This is a genomic window from Variovorax sp. Varisp41 (assembly GCF_047325085.1).
Taxonomy (GTDB): Bacteria; Pseudomonadota; Gammaproteobacteria; order Burkholderiales; family Burkholderiaceae_C; genus Variovorax.
In genome coordinates, this window is record NZ_CP168540.1 from 5314025 (window position 1) to 5332300 (window position 18276).

The following is an 18276-nucleotide window of genomic DNA, read 5'->3' on the forward strand; positions in this document are numbered from 1 at the left end:
ATTGCTGACAAACCCCAAGCCCTCGCCCCCGGCGAGGGCTTTGTGCTTTTAAATGGCGGGATGCTCAAGAGCCCCACCCCCGCGCAGCAAGAACTCGAGATGGTGACGCTGGAGATGCTGGTGCCGCAGGACCACTTGCTGCGCAAGATCGAAGCGGCGATCGATTTCGAGTTCATCCGGGCCAAGGTCGCTCACCTGTACTGCGCCGACAACGGCCGCCCGGCGCTCGATCCGGTCGTGATGTTCAAGCTGCTGCTGGTGGGCTACTTGTTCGGCGTACGCAGCGAGCGGCAGCTGATGCGCGAAGTGCAGGTCAACGTGGCCTACCGCTGGTTTGCCGGCTTTCGCCTGACCGACAAGGTCCCCGACGCTTCCACCTTCTCGCAGAACCGGCGCCGCCGCTACAGCGACACCACCGTGTACCAGGAGATCTTCGACGAGATCGTGCGCCAGGCCATCGGCCACGGCATGGTCGATGGCCGGGTGCTGTACACCGACAGCACCCACCTGAAGGCCAACGCCAACAAGAACAAGTTCGACCTCGTGCAGGTCCAGCAGACACCCTCGGCCTACCTGGGAGCGCTGGACGCGGCGGTCGATGCGGATCGCGCCGCGCAGGGCAAGAAGCCCTTGAAGCGTGATGACGACGATACCCCGCCGCCGAGCAAGGAAGTCAAGCGCAGCCGCACCGATCCCGACAGCGGCTTCATGGTGCGCGACGACAAGCCTCGAGGCTTCTTCTACCTGGACCACCGCACGGTCGACGCCAAGCACGCCATCATCACCGACACCCACGTCACGCCGGCCTCGGTGCACGACAGCCAGCCGTACCTGGGGCGGCTGGACCATCAGCGAGAGCGCTTCGGCCTGCAGGTGCAGGCCGTGGGCCTGGATGCGGGCTACTTCACACCGGCGATCTGCCAGGGACTGGAGACGCGTGGCATCGCCGGGGTAATGGGCTACCGCACGCCGACCCACAAGCCGGGCACCTTCTACAAGCGCCAGTACGAATACGACCGCTACCGCGACGAGTATGTCTGCCCGGCGGGGCAGGCGCTGGCGTACAGCACGACCAGCCGGGTGGGCTATCGCGAGTACAAGTCCGATCCGGCAATCTGCCGACGCTGCGAGCTGCGCGGGCAGTGCACGAGCAGCGCCAATGCGGTGAAGGTGGTGGTGCGCCACGTCTGGGAGTGGGCCAAGGAGCGGGTGGACACCAGGCGTCTGACCGAAGAGGGCAAGCGCCTGTATGCGCGGCGCAAGGAGACGGTGGAGCGCAGCTTCGCCGATGCCAAGCAGCTGCACGGGCATCGCTACGCACGCATGCGAGGGCTGCGCAAGGTGGCCGAGCAGTGCTTGCTGGCGGCGGCTGCGCAGAACATCAAGAAGATCGCGCTGCTGCTGGCGCGTCTGAGGGCGCTTTTACGTCATCGCAGGCGCGTTCTGACTGCGCAACAGCGCATCCAGGCCTGCTCGGACCTCGTTGCAGCTCGATGGGGCGAGCGCCGCGCAGAAATCGGCTTCGCTTGAAAGACAAAACCCCATGTTCCGGAAAACATGGGGTTCGTCAGCAGCCTGAGGCGGCCGATGGCCGCCTTTTTTCATGGGCCCGGGCGACCGCTCATTCGAAGCGGTACTTGAGCTGGAAGCTCAGCGCGCCATAGAGCCGGTTCTTGATCGTCGGCACGTAGGCGATGTTGAGGCCCCAGTTCTTGCCCTCGATCGCCGCGGTGGGGATCAGCGCCGGGAACCAGTTGCCGTTGCGGTAGTTGGGGTAGCCGTCGAAGCCGCCGACCACGGCGCCGAAGCGCACGCCGTGGAATTCGAAGGGCAGCACGTAGAGGCCGAGGTAGTGCGACTGGCGCCGGTCGCTGTTGTGGAAGGTGCCCAGCGTGACGCGGTAGACGTCGTTGAGCGGGTACTCGAAGCCCAGGCCGGGGTTCTTGTTCTCGAGGCCCTTGTCGCGGTCGAAGTGGGCCGAGTAGAAGCCGACGTTGATCCAGGTCTTCTGGATCTCGAAGGGCTGGTCGAAGGTCGGGAGCGTGAAGTCCACCGACTGCGCGAGCGCCGGGCCACAGAGAAGGAGAGCGGCACTCAGGACCGGCAACTGGCGCAGGAATTTCATGGCTTGGACGTTCTGGAGATCTCGTGCGGCTCGAGGCTGGCCGCGATGGCTTCTTCCCTGGTGTCGCGCTCCGCGAAGCGCGGGCGCAATATACACGCCGCCGCTGTCATCGCCGTGGCACATGCCCGTGCGCATGCGGGCGGGCCGCCGCTCAGGCCGGCCGCGCCAGGTACTTGCGAAACAGCTCGGCCAGCCGCAGCGCGGCCAGCGACAGCGGCTTGCCGCGCGGCGAGACGATGCCCAGTTCCAGCGGCGGCACCGGCATCGCGAGCGGCACGCGCTCCACCAGCGCGTCATAGGGCGGCATCGTGAGCATGCCGGCCGGCCCCACCATCAGCGCGTCGCTGCGCGTCAACAGGCCCCAGCTCACGCCGAAGGAGGCGACCTCGATGCGGTGCTCGGGCAGCGGCAGGCCCTGCGCTGCGTACTGCTCGAGCAGGAAGCTGTGCTGGCTGCCCGGTGCCAGGTGCATCAGCCATTCGGCGCCCGCGATCTCCTCCCAGCGCGTGGCATGGCGCAGCGGATGGCCGCGCCGGCACAGCACGGCCATCTCGATCATGTCGAGCCGCTCGAACGCGAAGTCGGCATCGAGGGCCGAGGCCACCGGCCCCGCCACGGCGAAGTCGACCGCGCCCTCGCGCAGCAGCGGCAGCACCTGCGGGATCAGGCCGTCGAACAGCTTGAGTTGCGCCTGTGGCATGGCCTTGCGGAAGGCGCGCACCACCTCGGGCAGCACGCCGAGGAACACCATCGGCGTCACCGCCACCGCCACGCGGCCGTGCTGGCTGCCCTGCAGGATGCGGATGTCCTGGCGCGCGAGCTCGAGCTGCTGGTGCGCGAGCCGCGCGCGCACCGTGAGCTGGCGACCGGACTCGGTGAACTCGATGCCGCGCGAGCTGCGCAGCACCAGCTGCGCATCGACCTCGGCCTCGAGCTCGCGGATCGCCTTGGTCACCGCGGCCTGGCTCAGGTGCAGGCTGCGCGCGGCGGCGCGGATGCTGCCGGTGTCGGCCAGCCGCAGCCAGGCCTTGAGCTGGTGATCCTTCATGCGGCCGATTCTGCCGCGCGGCCCGGCGCGGGAATCTACCGACAAACGCAGGTTGTCATCGCGACAAGCGATTGTCTTTTGCGGCGCGGGCCCGGTTCCTAGACTTCGGCCACCAGCCGGCTCGTGGTGAACGGCGGGATTCCCCAAGAGGAGATGCTTCGTGCCTGCCCTGTCATTCGCATGGACCCGCCGCGCCGCTGTGGCCTTCCTGGCCGCCCTGGCCACGGCCGCGCTGGCCGCTTCGGCCCAGTACCCCGAGCGCCCGGTGAAATTCATCGTGCCCTATGCCGCCGGTTCCGGCGTCGACGTGGCGATGCGGCCGGTAGCCGACGCGATGGCGCGCGAACTGGGGCAGGCCATGATCGTGGACAACCGGCCCAGCGCGGGCGGCATCGTCGGTACGCAGGCCCTGGTGAGCTCGGCGAACGACGGCTACACGGTCGGCTACGGCAACCTCGTGACCCTGAGCATCAACCCGGCCTTCTTCTCGAAGCTGTCGTACGTGCCCGAGAAGGACCTGGTGCCGGTCGGCCTGATCTCGAGCAACGCCTACGTGCTGATCGTGCGCAAGGACCTGCCGGTGCGCAGCCTGCAGGAACTGGTCGCCTACGGCCGCGAGCATCCGGGCAAGCTGTCGGTCGGCACGCCCGGCATCGGCAGCGCGGGCCACCTGACCGGCGAGCTGCTGAAGACCGAGACCGGGCTCACGATGGTGCAGGTGCCCTACAAGACCGGCACCCAGGCGGTGGCCGACATGGTCAACGGCCAGCTCGACGTGACCATCGAGAACATCTCGGCGGTGCTGCCTTTCGTGCAGCAGGGCCGGGTCAAGGCGATCGCCGTGACCAGCGCGAAGCGCGCCGCGGTGCTGCCCGAGGTGCCGACCGTGGCCGAGAGCGGCGTGCCGGGCTTCGAGGTGGTGGCCTGGGGTGCGCTGATAGCGCCCGCGGGCACCTCGCGCAAGACGGTCGACCGGCTCAACACCGCGCTGCGCGCCGCGCTGGCCGACCCGGCCGTGGTGCGTGCCAATGCCGCGCTGTCGATCGAGGCATTGCCCTCGAGCCCCGAGGAGCTCAGCGCGCTGATGAAGCGCGAGAAGCCGCGCTGGGCCGAGGCGGTGCGGCGCGCGGGCGTCAAGGGCGACTGATCCATCCATCTTTTTCGAGGAGACAAGCCATGCAACCCTGGCAACTGGAGGCCGCCGAACTCGCGCGGCGCATCGCGGCACGCGAACTCTCGTGCGTGGAGGCGGTACGCAGCAGCCTGGAACGGCTCGAGGCCGTCAATCCGCGCATCAATGCCGTGGTCGACGGCGGCGCCGAGGAAGCGCTGCAGGCCGCGCGGCAGGCCGACGCCGCGCTGGCCGGCGGCGAGGCCACCGGGCCGCTGCATGGCGTGCCGGTCACCATCAAGGTCAACGTCGACCAGCGCGGGCATGCCACCACCAACGGCGTGGAGGCCTATCGCAAGGTCGTGGCCGCGGAGGACAGCCCGGTGGTCGCGAACCTGCGGCGCGCGGGCGCGATTCCGATCGGCCGCACCAACACGCCCGCGTTCTCGATGCGCTGGTTCACCGACAACGCGGCCCACGGGCGCACCCTCAATCCGCACGACGCGGCGCTGACGCCTGGCGGTTCGAGCGGCGGCGCGGCGGCCGCGGTCGCGGTCGGCATCGGCGCGATCGCGCACGGCAACGACCAGGGCGGCTCGATCCGCTACCCGGCCTATGCCTGCGGCGTCTACGGCCTGCGCCCGAGCTTCGGCCGCGTGCCGGCCTTCAACCCGTCGGGCAGCGGCGAGCGGCCGCCGGTGGTGCAGCTCAGCTCGGTCCAGGGGCCGCTGGCGCGCAGCGTGCGCGACCTGCGGCTGGCCTTCGCCGCTATGGCCGCGCGCGACGCGCGCGACCCGTGGTGGGTGCCCGCGCCGCTCGAGGGCACGCCGCCGGCCGGTCCGCTGCGCGTGGCGCTGTGCACCGCGCTGCCCGGCTACGCCTGCGATCCCGAGGTGGCCGATGCCCTGCAGCGCGCCGCGCGCCGGCTCGAGGGCGCGGGCTACCGCGTCGAGCCGGTGGAGCCGCCGCGGCTGCGCGAGGCGGCCGAGCTGTGGCTCGCGCTGACCATGGCCGACAGCCGGCTGCTGGTGGAACCGGCGCTGCTGCGCGACGGCGACCAGACCATCCGCCAGGCCTACCGCGCGATGGACGCGCATGCGCCGTCGTTCGACACCGAGGCCTACATGCGCGCGCTGGCCGCGCGCACGGGCTTGATGCGCGACTGGGCGCTGTTCCTGCAGCGCCATCCGCTGCTGCTGATGCCGGTGTCGTGGCGCCACCCGTTCCCGGTTGATGCCGACCAGCGCGGAGCGGACGCGATGCGCGAGCTGCTCGATGCGCAGAGCCCGCTGCTGGCGACCGCGATCCTGGGGCTGCCGGGGCTGTCGGTGCCGATGGGGCTGCGCCAAGGCCTGCCCACGGGCGTGCAGCTCGTGAGCGATCGCTTCCGCGAAGACCTGTGCCTGGCGGCGGCCGAGGTGCTCGAGGCCGAGGCCGGGCCCATAGCGGCCATCGACCCGGCTTGAGCCTCCCGCTCAGCGCTTGCTGAAGATCTCGCGCGCCGCCTCGACGGTGGCCGCGATGTCCGCGTCGCTGTGCGCGGCGCTCACGAAGCCGGCTTCGTAGAGCGCGGGCGCGATGTACACGCCGCGCTCCAGCAGGCCGTGGAACAGCGCGTTGAACCGCGCGTTGTCGGTGGTCATCACCTTGGCGTAGTTCTGCGGCAGCTCGTTCATCAGGAAGAAGCCGAACATGCCGCCCTCGCTGTCGGCGCTGAAGGGCTGACCCTCGGCGGCGGCCGCGGCCTTCAGGCCGTCGACCAGCGCGCGGGTCTTGCGGCCCAGTGCCTCGTAGAAGCCGGGCCTGGCGATCTCCTTGAGCGTGGCCAGGCCGCAGGCCGTGGCCACCGGGTTGCCCGAGAGCGTGCCGGCCTGGTAGACCGGGCCCAGCGGCGCGAGCTGTTCCATGATGGCGCGCGGCCCGCCGAAGGCCGCCAGCGGCATGCCGCCGCCGATGACCTTGCCGAGCACCGTGAGGTCGGGCGTGATGCCCAGCACGCCTTGCGCGCCGTGCAGGCCGACGCGAAAGCCCGTCATCACCTCGTCGAAGATCAGCAGGGCGCCGTGCTGCGTGCACAGCGCGCGGCAGCGCTGGGCGAACTCGGGCGTGGCGCGCACGAAATTCATGTTGCCGGCGATGGCCTCGATCATCAGGCAGGCGATGTCGCCGCCGTGCAGCGCGAAGGCCTCCTCGAGCTGCTGCAGGTTGTTGTACTCGAGCACCAGCGTGTGCTGCACCACCTCGCTCGGCACGCCGGCCGAGGTCGGGTTGCCGAAGGTGGCGAGGCCCGAGCCGGCCTTGACCAGCAGCGCGTCGGCATGGCCGTGGTAGCAGCCCTCGAACTTGACGATGGTCTTGCGGCCGGTGGCGCCGCGCGCCAGCCGCAGCGCGCTCATCGCGGCCTCGGTGCCCGAGCTCACGAGGCGCACCATCTCCATCGACGGCACCAGCGCGAGGATGGCCTCGGCCAGCTCGATCTCGCGCTCGGTCGGTGCGCCGTAAGAGAAGCCCTCGAGCACGGCCTTCTGCACCGCCTCGACCACCGCCGGATGGCCGTGGCCCAGGATCATCGGGCCCCAGGAGCCGATGTAGTCGATGTAGCGCTTGTCGTTGGCATCCCAGAAATAGGCGCCCTGGGCGCGCTGGATGAAGCGGGGCGTGCCGCCGACGGCCTTGAAGGCGCGCACGGGCGAGTTCACGCCGCCGGGAATCACGGCGCGGGCGCGCTCGAAGAGGATGTCGTTGCGATCGGAAGTGGGCATCTGGAACGGGGGAAGTGGAATCAGTGGCGGGTGTCGTGGGGCGGCAGGGCGAAGTCGGGCACGTCGTCGCCGGGCTCGCCATCGTCCTCCTCGGGCTCGGGTTCGGCCCAGAACAGGCGGTCGGGCAGCACGTGGCCCATGCCGGGGCGGAAGCCCGCGTCGAGGCAGCGGTCCATGTAGGCCAGCGCTTCGGTGGTGGCGGCCACCAGGTCGGTGCCGCTGGCCAGCAGCGCGGCCAGCGCGGCCGACAGGGTGTCGCCGGCGCCCGAGAACACGGCCTCGAGGCGCTCGTACTTCTCGCTGGTCAGCACCGACTGCGGCGAGGCCAGCACGTTGTCGATGAACTGGTCGGGCAGCACCAGGCCGGTGACCAGGGTGTAGGGCACGCCGAACTCGCCGGCCGCCATCGCGATGTCGCGCGCGCCGGGCGGGCGCTCGCCGCTCCAGTCGGGCAGCAGCCAGCGCCACAGCGTGCTGTGGTTGCCGACCAGCACCGTGGTCTGGGGCAGCACCAGGTCGCGGAAGGCGTCGAGGTAGGCATCGATCTCGTTCTCGTCCCACCACGAGAGGTTGGGCATGTACGCCACCACCGGCACCTCGGGGTAGTCGGCGGCGGTCTCGGCGATGGTGCTCAGCGCCTCGGGCGTGCCGGCGAAGCCGACCTTGATCAGCTGCACCTCGACGTCCTCGAGGATGGAGCGGGTCTGCTCGGCGATGGCCTCCTCGTCGAAGGCGAAGTGGTCGAAGATCTCGGCCGTGTCGCGGGCGTAGGCACCGGTCACCACCGGCAGCATGTGGGCGCCCACCGATCCCATGGCCAGCCCGTCGCCGGCCAGGCCGCCGGCGCCGCTCGGGTCGCTGGCATTGAACACCAGGACGCAAGGGGGATTCAGGTCCTGATCCGCCAATGCGCCGTCGTCGGGCAGGGGATCGTTAAGATCGCCCGGTTTGTCAACGCTGTCTGCTGGATGTAAGTGGAAGGTCATACGCCGGGCGGAATCCGCTGGATGGTGGCATGGGCGCGACGTTTACAGGGCGCCAGTGAGATACGCATAGATACACTCGTTGCATTTAATGAACAAGGACTTTAAGCTCCGATGAATACGAAAACTTGGATGTGCCTGATTTGTGGGTGGATCTATGACGAAGCGGTAGGTGTACCGGAGGACGGGATTGCGGCAGGCACGGCCTGGGCCGACGTTCCGATGAACTGGACCTGTCCCGAGTGCGGTGCGCGCAAGGAAGACTTCGAAATGGTTGAAATCTGAAAAGCATGGCATAGAGCTACGCGATCTGCGCCGGTGTACGGCGCGGCGGGCATCCAAGTCTCATGAGCAGGAGCTTTTGCAATGGGCCCGAATGGATCAGGTTACAAGGTGCTCGTCATCGACGACAGCAACACCATCCGGCGCAGTGCCGAGATTTTTTTGAAGCAGGGTGGTCACGAGGTTCTCCTCGCCGAAGACGGCTTCGACGCGCTCTCCAAGGTTAACGACCACAAGCCGCACCTGATTTTCTGCGACATCCTGATGCCGCGGCTGGACGGCTACCAGACCTGCGCCATCATCAAGCGCAACGCCCATTTCTCCAAGGTCCCGGTCGTGATGCTGTCGTCGAAGGACGGCGTGTTCGACAAGGCGCGCGGCCGCATGGTCGGATCGCAAGACTACCTGACCAAGCCTTTCACCAAAGACCAGCTGCTGCAGGCCGTGCAGCAGTTCGGCAACGTTTCACAGGAAGTGCAGTAAATGCCCATTCGAAAAATCCTCGTCGTCGACGACTCCAAGACTGAATTGGTGTTCCTGTCCGACCTGCTCCACAAGAACGGCTTCGCCGTGAAGACCGCCGAGAACGCCGAGGACGCCATGCGCCGCCTCGAGGAAGACCAGCCCGACCTGATCCTCATGGACGTGGTCATGCCCGGCCAGAACGGCTTCCAGCTCACGCGCGCGATCGCCCGCGATCCGCAGTACGCCGCGATCCCGATCATCCTGTGCACGAGCAAGAACCAGGAAACCGACCGTGTCTGGGGCATGCGCCAGGGCGCGCGCGACTACATCGTGAAGCCCGTGAACGCGCAGGAGCTGATGTCGAAGATCAGCGCGCTGAACTGAGCGCGGATCTGCCGAGCCCATGGCGAATCGCGACGCACTGAGAGCCTTCCAGTCCCGGCTGGCGAGCCGCCTGCAGGCCGCGCGCACCACCGGCGTGGCCGCGACCTGGCTCGCGGTCGAGGCGGGCGAGGGCAAGTACCTGTTCCCGCTCGGCCATGCCGGCGAAATCTTTCCCTGGACGCCGCCGCAGCCCGTGCCCTACACGGCGCCGTGGTTCCTCGGCGTGGCCAACCTGCGCGGCGGCCTCTACGGCGTGGTGCAGCTGTCGGCCTTCGCGGGCGGCGCGCCCAGCGGTCCGGCCGCCAGCGAAGCGGCCCGCATCCAGTCGCGGCTGGTCGCGCTCAACGAGCTGCTCGACGTCAACTGCGCGCTGCTGGTCGACCGGCTGGCGGGCTTGCGCGGCGTCGAGGCCTTCGCGGCCTCCGAGCCCCCGGGCGCCGATGCGCCGCCCTGGGCCGGGCATCTCTACACCGACGCCGCCGGCGAACGCTGGCAGGAAGTCAACCTGCAGGCGCTGTCGCAGCAGCCCCAGTTTCTGAGTATCGGCGCCTAGCTGTCACAGGCGCCTGTGCACCCGACCACCACCTGAAGGACCGACCGTGAGCTCGATCGCCGACAAGTTCAAGAAATTACTGCCCGCCAGCGGCAACGACAAGGCCCGCGTCGATGGTTCGGGTTCGCTCGCGATCGACAACGTCGACACGGTGCAGGTCCCCGACGAAAAAACCGTGCGCATCGCGCGCGCGCCGGGCGACACGTCGTTCGGCGGCGCGCCGGCGGCCAGCTCGTTCAGCGAGGGCGGTGCCCTGGTCGACGGCGGCGAGGCCGCCAACGAGCCCGGCCGGCCCGATGCCAGCGCCGACCTGCTCGCGGACGACGGCCGCGCCGGCCAGAGCCCCGCGCGTCAGCAGCGCGTGCTCGCGATCCTGCTGGCGGTGGTGGTGCTCGCGCTGCTGCTGGTCGCCGGCCTCGCCATCCTGCGCGCCGAACGGCTCGCGCAGCAGGTGGCGGCCACCGGCCAGTCGCTGATGCAGTCGCAGCGCCTCGCCAAGTCGATCTCGCAGGCCCTGGTGGGCAGCGCGCCGGCCTTCACCGAGGTGAAGGACAGCGCCGACGACCTCACGCGCCGCGTCAACGGCCTGACCAATGGCGACGAGGCGCTGCGCCTCGAGGCCGTGGGCGAGGCCTACGGCGAGGACATGGGCAAGATCAACCCGCTGGTCGCCCGCGCCGACGCGAGCGCCAAGGCCGTGCTGGCCCAGCGCCAGATCCTGACCCAGGTGGGCGCCGCCCTGCGCGACATCAACCAGCAGTCGTCCACGCTGCTCGAGATGACCGAGACCGTCGCCTCGCTCAAGATGCAGCAGAACGCCACGCTGCCCGAGATCTCGGCCGCCGGCCAGCTCGTGATGCTGACGCAGCGCATCGGCAAGTCGACCAACGAGTTCTTCACGGTCGAGGGCGTGAACCCCGACGCCGTGTTCCTGCTCGGCAAGGACCTGAACACCTTCCAGGAAACCACGCGCGGCCTGCTCGACGGCAATGCGCAGCAGCGCTTTCCCGGCTCGAAGGACCCGCAGACGCGCCAGCAGCTCGAAGCCATCCTGAAGACCTACGAGCAGATGCGCACGCAGGCCTCGGCCATTCTGGGCAACCTGCAGGGCCTGGTGGCGGCGCGCGAAGCGCAGGCGTCGATCCTGACCGACAGCGAACCGCTGCGCAAATCGCTGGGCGAGCTGCAGGACAAGCTCTCCGCGCGCACCGGCCTGGGCGCCGGCACCATCGTGCTGCTGTTCGTGCTCTCGCTGGCCGCCCTCGCACTGGCCGGCGCCATCGGTTTCGTGCAGGTGCGCGAAGGCCGCGAACGCGCCGCCAACGCCGAGCGCGAACGTCTCTCGGCCGAGCAGGCCTCGGAGGAGGCCAGCCGCATCAACAACGCCAACCAGGCCGCCATTCTTCGGCTGATGAACGAACTGCAGACGGTGGCCGAGGGCGACCTGACGCAGGAAGCCACCGTGACCGAGGACATCACCGGCGCCATCGCCGACTCGGTGAACTACACGGTGGAAGAACTGCGGCTGCTGGTGGGCAACGTGCAGAACACGGCCACCCGCGTGGCGCTGACCACCTCGCAGGTGGAAAGCACCTCGACCGAGCTGCTGGCGGCCTCGACCGAACAGCTGCGCGAGATCCGCGAAACCGGCCAGTCGGTGCTGACGATGGCGGAGCGAATCAACGGCGTGTCCTCGCAGGCGCAGGAATCCGCCACGGTGGCGCGCCAGTCGCTGCAGGCCGCGTCCTCGGGCCTGCAGGCCGTGCAGAACGCCATCGGCGGCATGAACGCCATCCGCGACCAGATCCAGGAAACCTCCAAGCGGATCAAGCGGCTGGGCGAATCCTCGCAGGAGATCGGCGAAATCACCGAGCTGATCTCGGACATTACCGAACAGACCAACGTGCTGGCACTGAACGCCGCCATCCAGGCCGCGTCGGCCGGTGAGGCCGGTCGCGGCTTCTCGGTGGTGGCGGAAGAAGTGCAGCGGCTGGCCGAACGCTCCGCGGACGCCACGCGCCAGATCTCGGCGCTGGTGAAGGCGATTCAGACCGACACGCAGGACGCGGTGGGCGCCATGGAGCGCTCCACGCAGGGCGTGGTCGAGGGGGCCAAGCTGTCCGACAACGCGGGTACCGCGCTGTCCGAGATCGACCGCGTGTCGCGCCGCCTCGCCGAGCTGATCGAGCAGATCTCGCAGTCCGCGTCTCGCGAGGCCGATTCGGCCAACGTGGTGGCCGCCAACATCCAGCACATCTTCGCCGTGACCGAGCAGACCGGCGAAGGCACGCGGACCACCGCGCAGCAGGTGCGCGAGCTGTCGCAGATGGCCGAGGAACTGCGTCGTTCGGTGGCCCGTTTCAAGATTGCCTGACACAGAAGAACGGCGAGCATCCAAGGTGGCTATCCAATCCCCCGTCGCGGCCCCCCTCGCCGGCAATCCGCCGGCCACCGAAGACCTCGGGCCGCTGGCCTGGGTGCTCGGAGAAATCCAGAAGTCGCTCGAGAACGTCGGCAAGTCGCTGCGCCGCTTTGCGCGCGACGTCGGCAATGCGGCCGAGATCGAGAGCGGCCCGCTGCAGATGGCGCGCCAGCAACTGCACCAGGCCGTCGGTGCGCTGCAGATGGTGGGCCACAACGCGCCCGCGCTGGTGCTCGGCTCGATCGAATTCGCGGTGCAGGGCTTCGTGGCCGAACCGCAGCGCTGCACCGACAGCGCCGCGCTGAAGATCGAGCGCGCCGGCTTCGCCGTCACCGATTTCCTGCAGGCCTTGCTGGCCGGCAAGAACGTGTCCTCGATCGCGCTGTTCCCGCAGTACCGCGAGGTGCTCGAGCTGGTCGGCAACGAGCGCGTGCATCCGGCCGATCTCTGGAGCGCCAGCTGGCGCTGGGTCGAGATCCGTCCCGCGCTCACGCAGGCCTCGCTGGCCTACGATCCCTCGGTGCGCTCGCGGCTCGACCGCGAGGTGCTGCAGCTGGTCAAGACCGGCGACCCGCAGGCCGCGCGCCGCCTGCAGGCGCTGTGCCTGGGGCTCGGCCGCGGCGCGCTGCTGCCGCGCGTGGCCAGCTTCTGGACCCTGGCGGCCGGCTTCTTCGAGGCGCTGGCGCTGGGCCTCGTGCCCGCCGACAGCTATGTCAAGCGCGCCGCCTCGCGCGTGCTGCTGCAGTACGCCACGCTCGCGCGCGGCGACAGCGTGGTGTCCGACCGGCTCGGCCAGGACCTGCTCTTCTTCTGCGCCCAGGCCATGCCCACCGCGCGCGACGAAGCCGCCACCCTGCGCAGCGTGCGCACGGCCTGGGGCATCGCGCACGAGCAGCGCGTCGACTACACGGTCGAGCAGTTCGGCCGCTTCGATCCGCTGGTGCTGGCCCAGGCCCGCAAGCGCATCGAGACCGCCAAGGAGATGTGGTCCGGCCTCTCGGGCGGCGACATCTCGCGCACCCGCCAGGTGGCCGACACCTTCGCCCAGCTCGGCGAATCGCTGCACCGGCTGCATCCGCCGAGCGAGCCGATGGTGCAGGCGCTCGCGCATGCCGTCGACGCCTCGGTGCGCAGCGGCCAGCCGCCCGACACCGAGCTCGCGATGGAAGTCGCGACCTCCGTGCTCTACCTCGAGGCCGCGCTCGAAGACCTCGACCCCAGCGATCCGCAGCTCACCCAGCGCATGCTCAAGCTCGCCGGGCGCATCGAGCGCGTGCGCGCGGGCGGCCACTCCGAGCCGCTCGAGCCCTGGATGGAGGACCTGTACCGCCGCGTCAGCGACCGCCAGACCATGGGCACCGTGGTCGACGAGCTGCGCAGCCACCTGAGCGAACTCGAGAAGTCGCTCGACCAGTATTTCCGCCGCCCCGGCGAAAAGGGCCTGCTGCGCACCGTACCGAGCCAGCTGCAGCAGATGCGCGGCGTGTTCTCGGTGCTCGGCCTCGACCAGGCCGCGCACACCGTGCAGCGCATGCGCGACGAGGTCGAAGCCATGGTGGGCAGCGCCTCGCCGGCCGACGAGATGGCCGGCTTCGATGCGCTGGGCAACAACCTCGGCGCGCTCGGCTTCCTGATCGACATGCTGGGCTATCAGCCGGCGCTGGCCAAGCGCCTGTTCGTCTTCGACGCCGAGATCGGTGAACTCAAGCCGCTGATGGGCCGCCAGGCCGCCGACGCCGAGGACGCCGAGAACGTGGCCGCGCCGGCCGCCGAGCCGTTGCTGAGCATCGAGGAGGTCGACGCGCAGATCGCTTCCAGGCTGGCCGCGCTGGCCACGCCGGCGCGCAAGACCAAGCCCTCGCCGATCGAGGAATTCAGCAGCAAGGCCGACAGCTGGACCGCCAAGATCGTCGGCCCGGCCGCGCTGCCCGACACCGAGGTCACCGAGCTCGAGGAAGACGACCTGCAGAACATCTTCCTCGACGAGGCGCGCGAGGTGGTGCACAACGGCCAGAACGCGATCGTCGCGCTCGGCGGCCGCCCCGACGACACCGACGCGCTCACGGTCCTGCGCCGCGCCTTCCACACGCTCAAGGGCAGCTCGCGCATGGTCGGCCTCACCGACTTCGGCGATGCCGCCTGGTCGCTCGAGCAGGTGCTCAACACCTGGCTCGCCGACCAGCGCCCCGCCACCCCCGAGCTGCTGGCCGGCACGCAGCAGGCGCTGCGCGACTTCGGCCTGTGGGTCGAGGACATCGCGGCCTCGGCGCCGCACGGCTGGCAGTCGGCCCCGTTCAGCCGCCTGGCCGAGGCCCTGCTGGCCGGCGAACCGGTGCCGACCGCGCCGCCGCGCGTGGCCGATGCCGAGGCACTCGCGATCGCGGCGCGCCAGATTGCCGCCGATCCCGTGCCGACCTCGCCGGCGCCGCTCGAGGAACTGCCGCCGCAGCCTTCGCTGTCGACCGCCGCCGCGCTCGCGCTGCCCGAGTTGCCCGACCTGCCGGACCTGTCGCTCGAACCGGCCGACGCCACCGACGTCTCCGACGTGCCGCAGGCCGAGGCGCGCACCGCCGGCCCGGAAGACGACGACTTCGTCTCCACCGACTTCCTCGATTTCGAGACCCGCGAGCCTTCGTCCACCGCGCCGGCACCGCTGCCGACCGCGCTCGGCGACGGCATCGACTTCGACTTCCTGGCGCCGATCGGCGCCACCGCCAAGGCGAGCGCGCCGGCCGAGGAGGCCGCGATCGAGGCCGCCGGCCTGTCCGAGCTGCCGTCCTCCGCGCTGTCGATCGACGCCGCGCAAGCCTCGGCGGAACGCGCCGAAGCCCCCGCGCCGGCGCTGCCCGACCTCGACTGGACGCCCGAGCCGCTGCCGCTGCGCGAAGCCGGCGATGCCGGCACGGCCGTGCCGATGGACTTCCCCGAGATCCGGCTCGAGCCCGTGGAAGCATCGGCCGAGTTCGCCCAGGCCGCCACGGTCGCGCCCGAGCCGGCCGCGCCCGAGACCGCCGCGCTGGTCGATGTCGCGGCCGAGGCCCTGCCGCTGGAGGCGCCTGCCGAGCCCGAAGAAGCGGGGCAGGCCGAAGCCGAGGCTGCGCCCGTCGCCGAATCCGAACCCGAACCCGAACCCGTGGCCGCACCGGTGCAACCGCTGGAAGTGGCCGTGGGCGGCAGCGCCGACGACCAGGTCAAGGTGATCGGCCCGCTGCGCATCGGCATCGCGCTCTACAACGTCTACCTCAACGAGGCCGACGAGTGGTCGCGCCAGCTCGCCACCGAGGTCGGCGAGTGGGCGCTGCAGCCCTACGAACGCGTGGCCGACTCGACCATCGCGCTGGCCCATTCGCTGGCCGGCAGCTCGGCCACGGTCGGCTTCCACAGCCTGTCGGGCATGGCGCGCTATTTCGAGGCCGCGCTGCAGCACCTGCAGATGCAGGGCAGCGGCACGCGCGAGCAGGGCATGGTGCTGGTCGCCGCGGCCGACGAGCTGCGCCGGCTGCTGCACCAGTTCGCGGTCGGCCTGCTGCGCGACCCCTCGCAGCAGACGCTGCAGGCGCTGCGCGACATCGCGGCGTCGCCGATGCCCTCGCCCTACGCCGAGGAACTCGCGCACGACGAGCCGCGCGCGCCGCTGCAGGTGGTGGTGCCGCCGCAGGGCGGTGCCGACGTCGCGCTCGACGACACCGAGGACGCCATCGACCTGGCCGACGCGGTCGACGTCGACCTGTTCCCGATCTTCGAGGAAGAGGCGGCCGAACTGCTGCCGCAGCTCGGCGAGGCGCTGCGCCAGTGGTCGCACCATCCTGACGACGGCGCGCCGCGCACCTCGGTGCTGCGCACGTTGCACACGCTCAAGGGCAGTGCCCGGCTGGCCGGCGCGATGCGCCTGGGCGAGCGCGCGCACCGCATGGAATCCGAGATCGAACTGCTGGGCACGCAGGGCCACGTCGACCGTTCCGACATCGAGAAGCTGCTGGTGCGGCTCGACACGCTGCAGTCCACCTTCGATGCGCTGCGCGCGGCCGACGACGCGACCCAGGTCGAACTCGCGCAGCGCGTGGCCGAGGCCACCGCGGCGCCCGTGCCCACCGAGCACCCCGAGCCCGCCAACGACGCCATCGCCGCGGTCGATGCCGACGCCGAGCCGGCGTCGGCCGCCACGCCCGCGCCGGTGCGCCCGGCCCCCGCCTCGCTCGCGCCGCTGCGCGCGCCGGTCGGCCAGGCCGTGCGCATCCGCACCCAGCTGCTCGACCGCCTGATGGCGCAGACCGGCGAGGTCATCATCACGCGCTCGCGCCTCGAGGCCGAACTCGGTTCGCTGCGCGGCTCGCTGGCCGACCTCACGGGCAACCTCGACCGCCTGCGCCAGCAGCTGCGCGACATCGAGGTGCAGGCCGAGAGCCAGATGCAGTCGCGGCTGGCCCAGGCCAAGGATTCGCAGCAGGGCTTCGACCCGCTGGAGTTCGACCGCTTCACCCGCGTGCAGGAGCTCACGCGCATGATGGCCGAGTCGGTGAACGACGTGGCGACCGTGCAGCGCACCCTGCAGAAGACGGTGCAGGCGACGGAAGACGACCTCAGCGTGCAGGCGCGCCAGACGCGCGAACTGCAGCGCGGCCTGCTGCGCACGCGCATGGTGGAGTTCGAGGGCATCTCCGACCGCCTCTACCGCGTGGTGCGCCAGGCCACCAAGGACACCGGCAAGCAGGTGCGCCTGGACATCACCGGCGGCTCGATCGAAATGGACCGCGGCGTGCTCGACCGGATGACGCCGGCCTTCGAGCACCTGCTGCGCAACTGCGTGGCCCACGGCATCGAGGATGCCGCGCGGCGCGAGGCCGCGGGCAAGGACGCCAGCGGCCTGATCGTGATCGACCTCGCGCACGAGGGCAACGACGTGTCGGTGAGCTTCCGCGACGACGGCGCCGGCCTCGACCACGAGCGCATCGCCGAGCGGGCCCGCTCGCTGGGCCTGCTCGCGGCCGACCAGGCACTCACGCCCGAGGAAGCCACCGAGCTGATCTTCCGGCCCGGCTTCTCGACGGCCGGCCAGGTGTCGGAACTCGCGGGCCGCGGCATCGGCATGGACGTGGTGCGTGCGCAGGTCGCCGCGCTCGGCGGCCGCATCGAGACGCGCAGCCAGCCGGGCCAGGGCACCACCTTCAAGCTGGTGCTGCCGCTGACCACCGCGGTGACGCACGTGGTCATGCTGCGCTTCGGCGAGGTGTCGATCGGCGTGCCGTCGAACCTGGTCGAGCTGGTGCAGCGCGTGAACGCCACCGACCTCGAGTCGGCCTACCTGCACGACACCCATCCGTTCGGCAGCGAACAGGTGCCGTTCTACTGGGGCGGCGCGCTGCTGCAGGCCTCGCCGCGCAGCGAGCACATCGCGGGCCGCACCAACACCCTCGTGATCGTGCGCAGCGCCGCGCAGCGCGTGGCGCTGCACGTCGACGAAGTGCTGGGCAACCAGGAAGTGGTGGTCAAGAACCTCGGGCCGCAGCTCGCGCGTCTGCCGGGCCTGGCGGGCATCTCGGTGCTGGCCTCGGGCGCGGTGGCGCTGATCTACAACCCGGTGGCATTGGCCGCGGTGCATGGCGAACAGGCGCGCGCGCGCCAGGCCGCCGCGCTGGCGCAGCCGGCGGTCGCGACCCCGCTCGCCGAGGCGCGCGGCCCGCACGGCCAGGACCCGGCCGCCGCGCTGGCGCCGGTGGTGCCGCAGATCCCGCTGGTGCTGGTGGTCGACGACTCCATCACCGTGCGCCGCGTCACGCAGCGCCTGCTGCAGCGCGAAGGCTACCGGGTCTCGCTCGCGGCCGACGGCCTGCAGGCGCTCGAGCGGCTGCAGCAGGAACGCCCGGCGGTCGTGCTGTCCGACATCGAGATGCCGCGCATGGACGGCTTCGACCTCGCGCGCAACATCCGCGGCGACGCGGCGCTGGCCGAGCTGCCGATCATCATGATCACCTCGCGCATCGCCGAGAAGCACCGCGACTATGCGCGCGACCTCGGCGTGAACCACTACCTCGGCAAGCCCTACTCCGAAGAAGAGCTGCTGCGGCTGGTGCGGGCCTACACCAGCGACACGGCGACGCTCGCGGCCGCCTGAGGCGCGCGCCCCACGAAAAAAGCCCGGAC

General features: G+C 70.4%; 13 protein-coding genes. 9 read left to right on the forward strand and 4 right to left on the reverse strand.

The genetic code is table 11. The features are described 5' to 3' along the window. The first annotated feature begins 60 nt into the window (after window positions 1-60). Window positions 61-1530: an IS1182 family transposase gene (locus ACEN9J_RS24565; RefSeq protein ID WP_413761731.1), complete on the forward strand. Its 1470-nt coding sequence runs from the start codon at window positions 61-63 to the stop codon at window positions 1528-1530. 91 nt (window positions 1531-1621) lie between these two features. Here the strand turns inward: ACEN9J_RS24565 and ACEN9J_RS24570 are convergent, their stop codons facing one another. Both ACEN9J_RS24570 and ACEN9J_RS24575 read right to left on the reverse strand, forming a co-directional pair. Then, entirely contained in the window at window positions 1622-2125 is a 504-nt protein-coding gene (locus ACEN9J_RS24570; RefSeq protein WP_057590812.1) for a hypothetical protein, read from the reverse strand. A gap of 151 nt (window positions 2126-2276) precedes the next feature. Further along, window positions 2277-3173: a LysR substrate-binding domain-containing protein gene (locus tag ACEN9J_RS24575; protein WP_093347924.1), complete on the reverse strand. Its 897-nt coding sequence runs from the start codon at window positions 3171-3173 to the stop codon at window positions 2277-2279. Window positions 3174-3333: 160 nt separating this feature from the next. On the opposite strand from ACEN9J_RS24575, the gene ACEN9J_RS24580 reads away from it, so the two are divergent. Beyond that, entirely contained in the window at window positions 3334-4320 is a 987-nt protein-coding gene (locus ACEN9J_RS24580) for a Bug family tripartite tricarboxylate transporter substrate binding protein (protein WP_413762300.1), read from the forward strand. A gap of 29 nt (window positions 4321-4349) precedes the next feature. Next, on the forward strand, window positions 4350-5750 hold the full coding sequence (locus tag ACEN9J_RS24585) for an amidase family protein (protein ID WP_413762301.1): 1401 nt from the start codon (window positions 4350-4352) through the stop codon (window positions 5748-5750). A gap of 9 nt (window positions 5751-5759) precedes the next feature. Here the strand turns inward: ACEN9J_RS24585 and hemL are convergent, their stop codons facing one another. Both hemL and thiD read right to left on the reverse strand, forming a co-directional pair. Continuing rightward, a complete protein-coding gene (hemL, locus tag ACEN9J_RS24590; RefSeq protein WP_413762302.1) occupies window positions 5760-7046 on the reverse strand; it encodes a glutamate-1-semialdehyde 2,1-aminomutase in 1287 nt (428 codons plus the stop codon). Window positions 7047-7066: 20 nt separating this feature from the next. Next, window positions 7067-8032, reverse strand: coding sequence for a bifunctional hydroxymethylpyrimidine kinase/phosphomethylpyrimidine kinase (gene thiD, locus ACEN9J_RS24595; RefSeq protein ID WP_057590816.1), 966 nt, complete (start codon window positions 8030-8032; stop codon window positions 7067-7069). Between the two features lie 111 nt (window positions 8033-8143). Here thiD and ACEN9J_RS24600 point away from each other — a divergent pair, with 111 nt between their 5' ends. From ACEN9J_RS24600 to ACEN9J_RS24625, 6 genes are all read left to right on the forward strand, one after another. Next, window positions 8144-8314: a rubredoxin gene (locus tag ACEN9J_RS24600; protein ID WP_007838397.1), complete on the forward strand. Its 171-nt coding sequence runs from the start codon at window positions 8144-8146 to the stop codon at window positions 8312-8314. Between the two features lie 81 nt (window positions 8315-8395). Further along, window positions 8396-8794, forward strand: a complete 399-nt coding sequence (locus ACEN9J_RS24605; protein ID WP_057590817.1) for a response regulator — start codon at window positions 8396-8398, stop codon at window positions 8792-8794. Then, window positions 8795-9160: a response regulator gene (locus ACEN9J_RS24610; protein WP_057590818.1), complete on the forward strand. Its 366-nt coding sequence runs from the start codon at window positions 8795-8797 to the stop codon at window positions 9158-9160. 19 nt (window positions 9161-9179) lie between these two features. Continuing rightward, window positions 9180-9713, forward strand: coding sequence for a chemotaxis protein CheW (locus ACEN9J_RS24615; protein ID WP_057598084.1), 534 nt, complete (start codon window positions 9180-9182; stop codon window positions 9711-9713). Window positions 9714-9759: 46 nt separating this feature from the next. Continuing rightward, window positions 9760-12087 (forward strand): methyl-accepting chemotaxis protein, encoded by a 2328-nt coding sequence (locus ACEN9J_RS24620; protein WP_057590820.1) that lies wholly within the window; start codon window positions 9760-9762, stop codon window positions 12085-12087. 25 nt (window positions 12088-12112) lie between these two features. Then, the gene (locus tag ACEN9J_RS24625) at window positions 12113-18247 is read left to right on the forward strand and encodes an Hpt domain-containing protein (RefSeq protein WP_413762303.1); all 6135 of its coding nucleotides are present in this window, start codon (window positions 12113-12115) and stop codon (window positions 18245-18247) included. Window positions 18248-18276 lie beyond the last annotated feature (29 nt).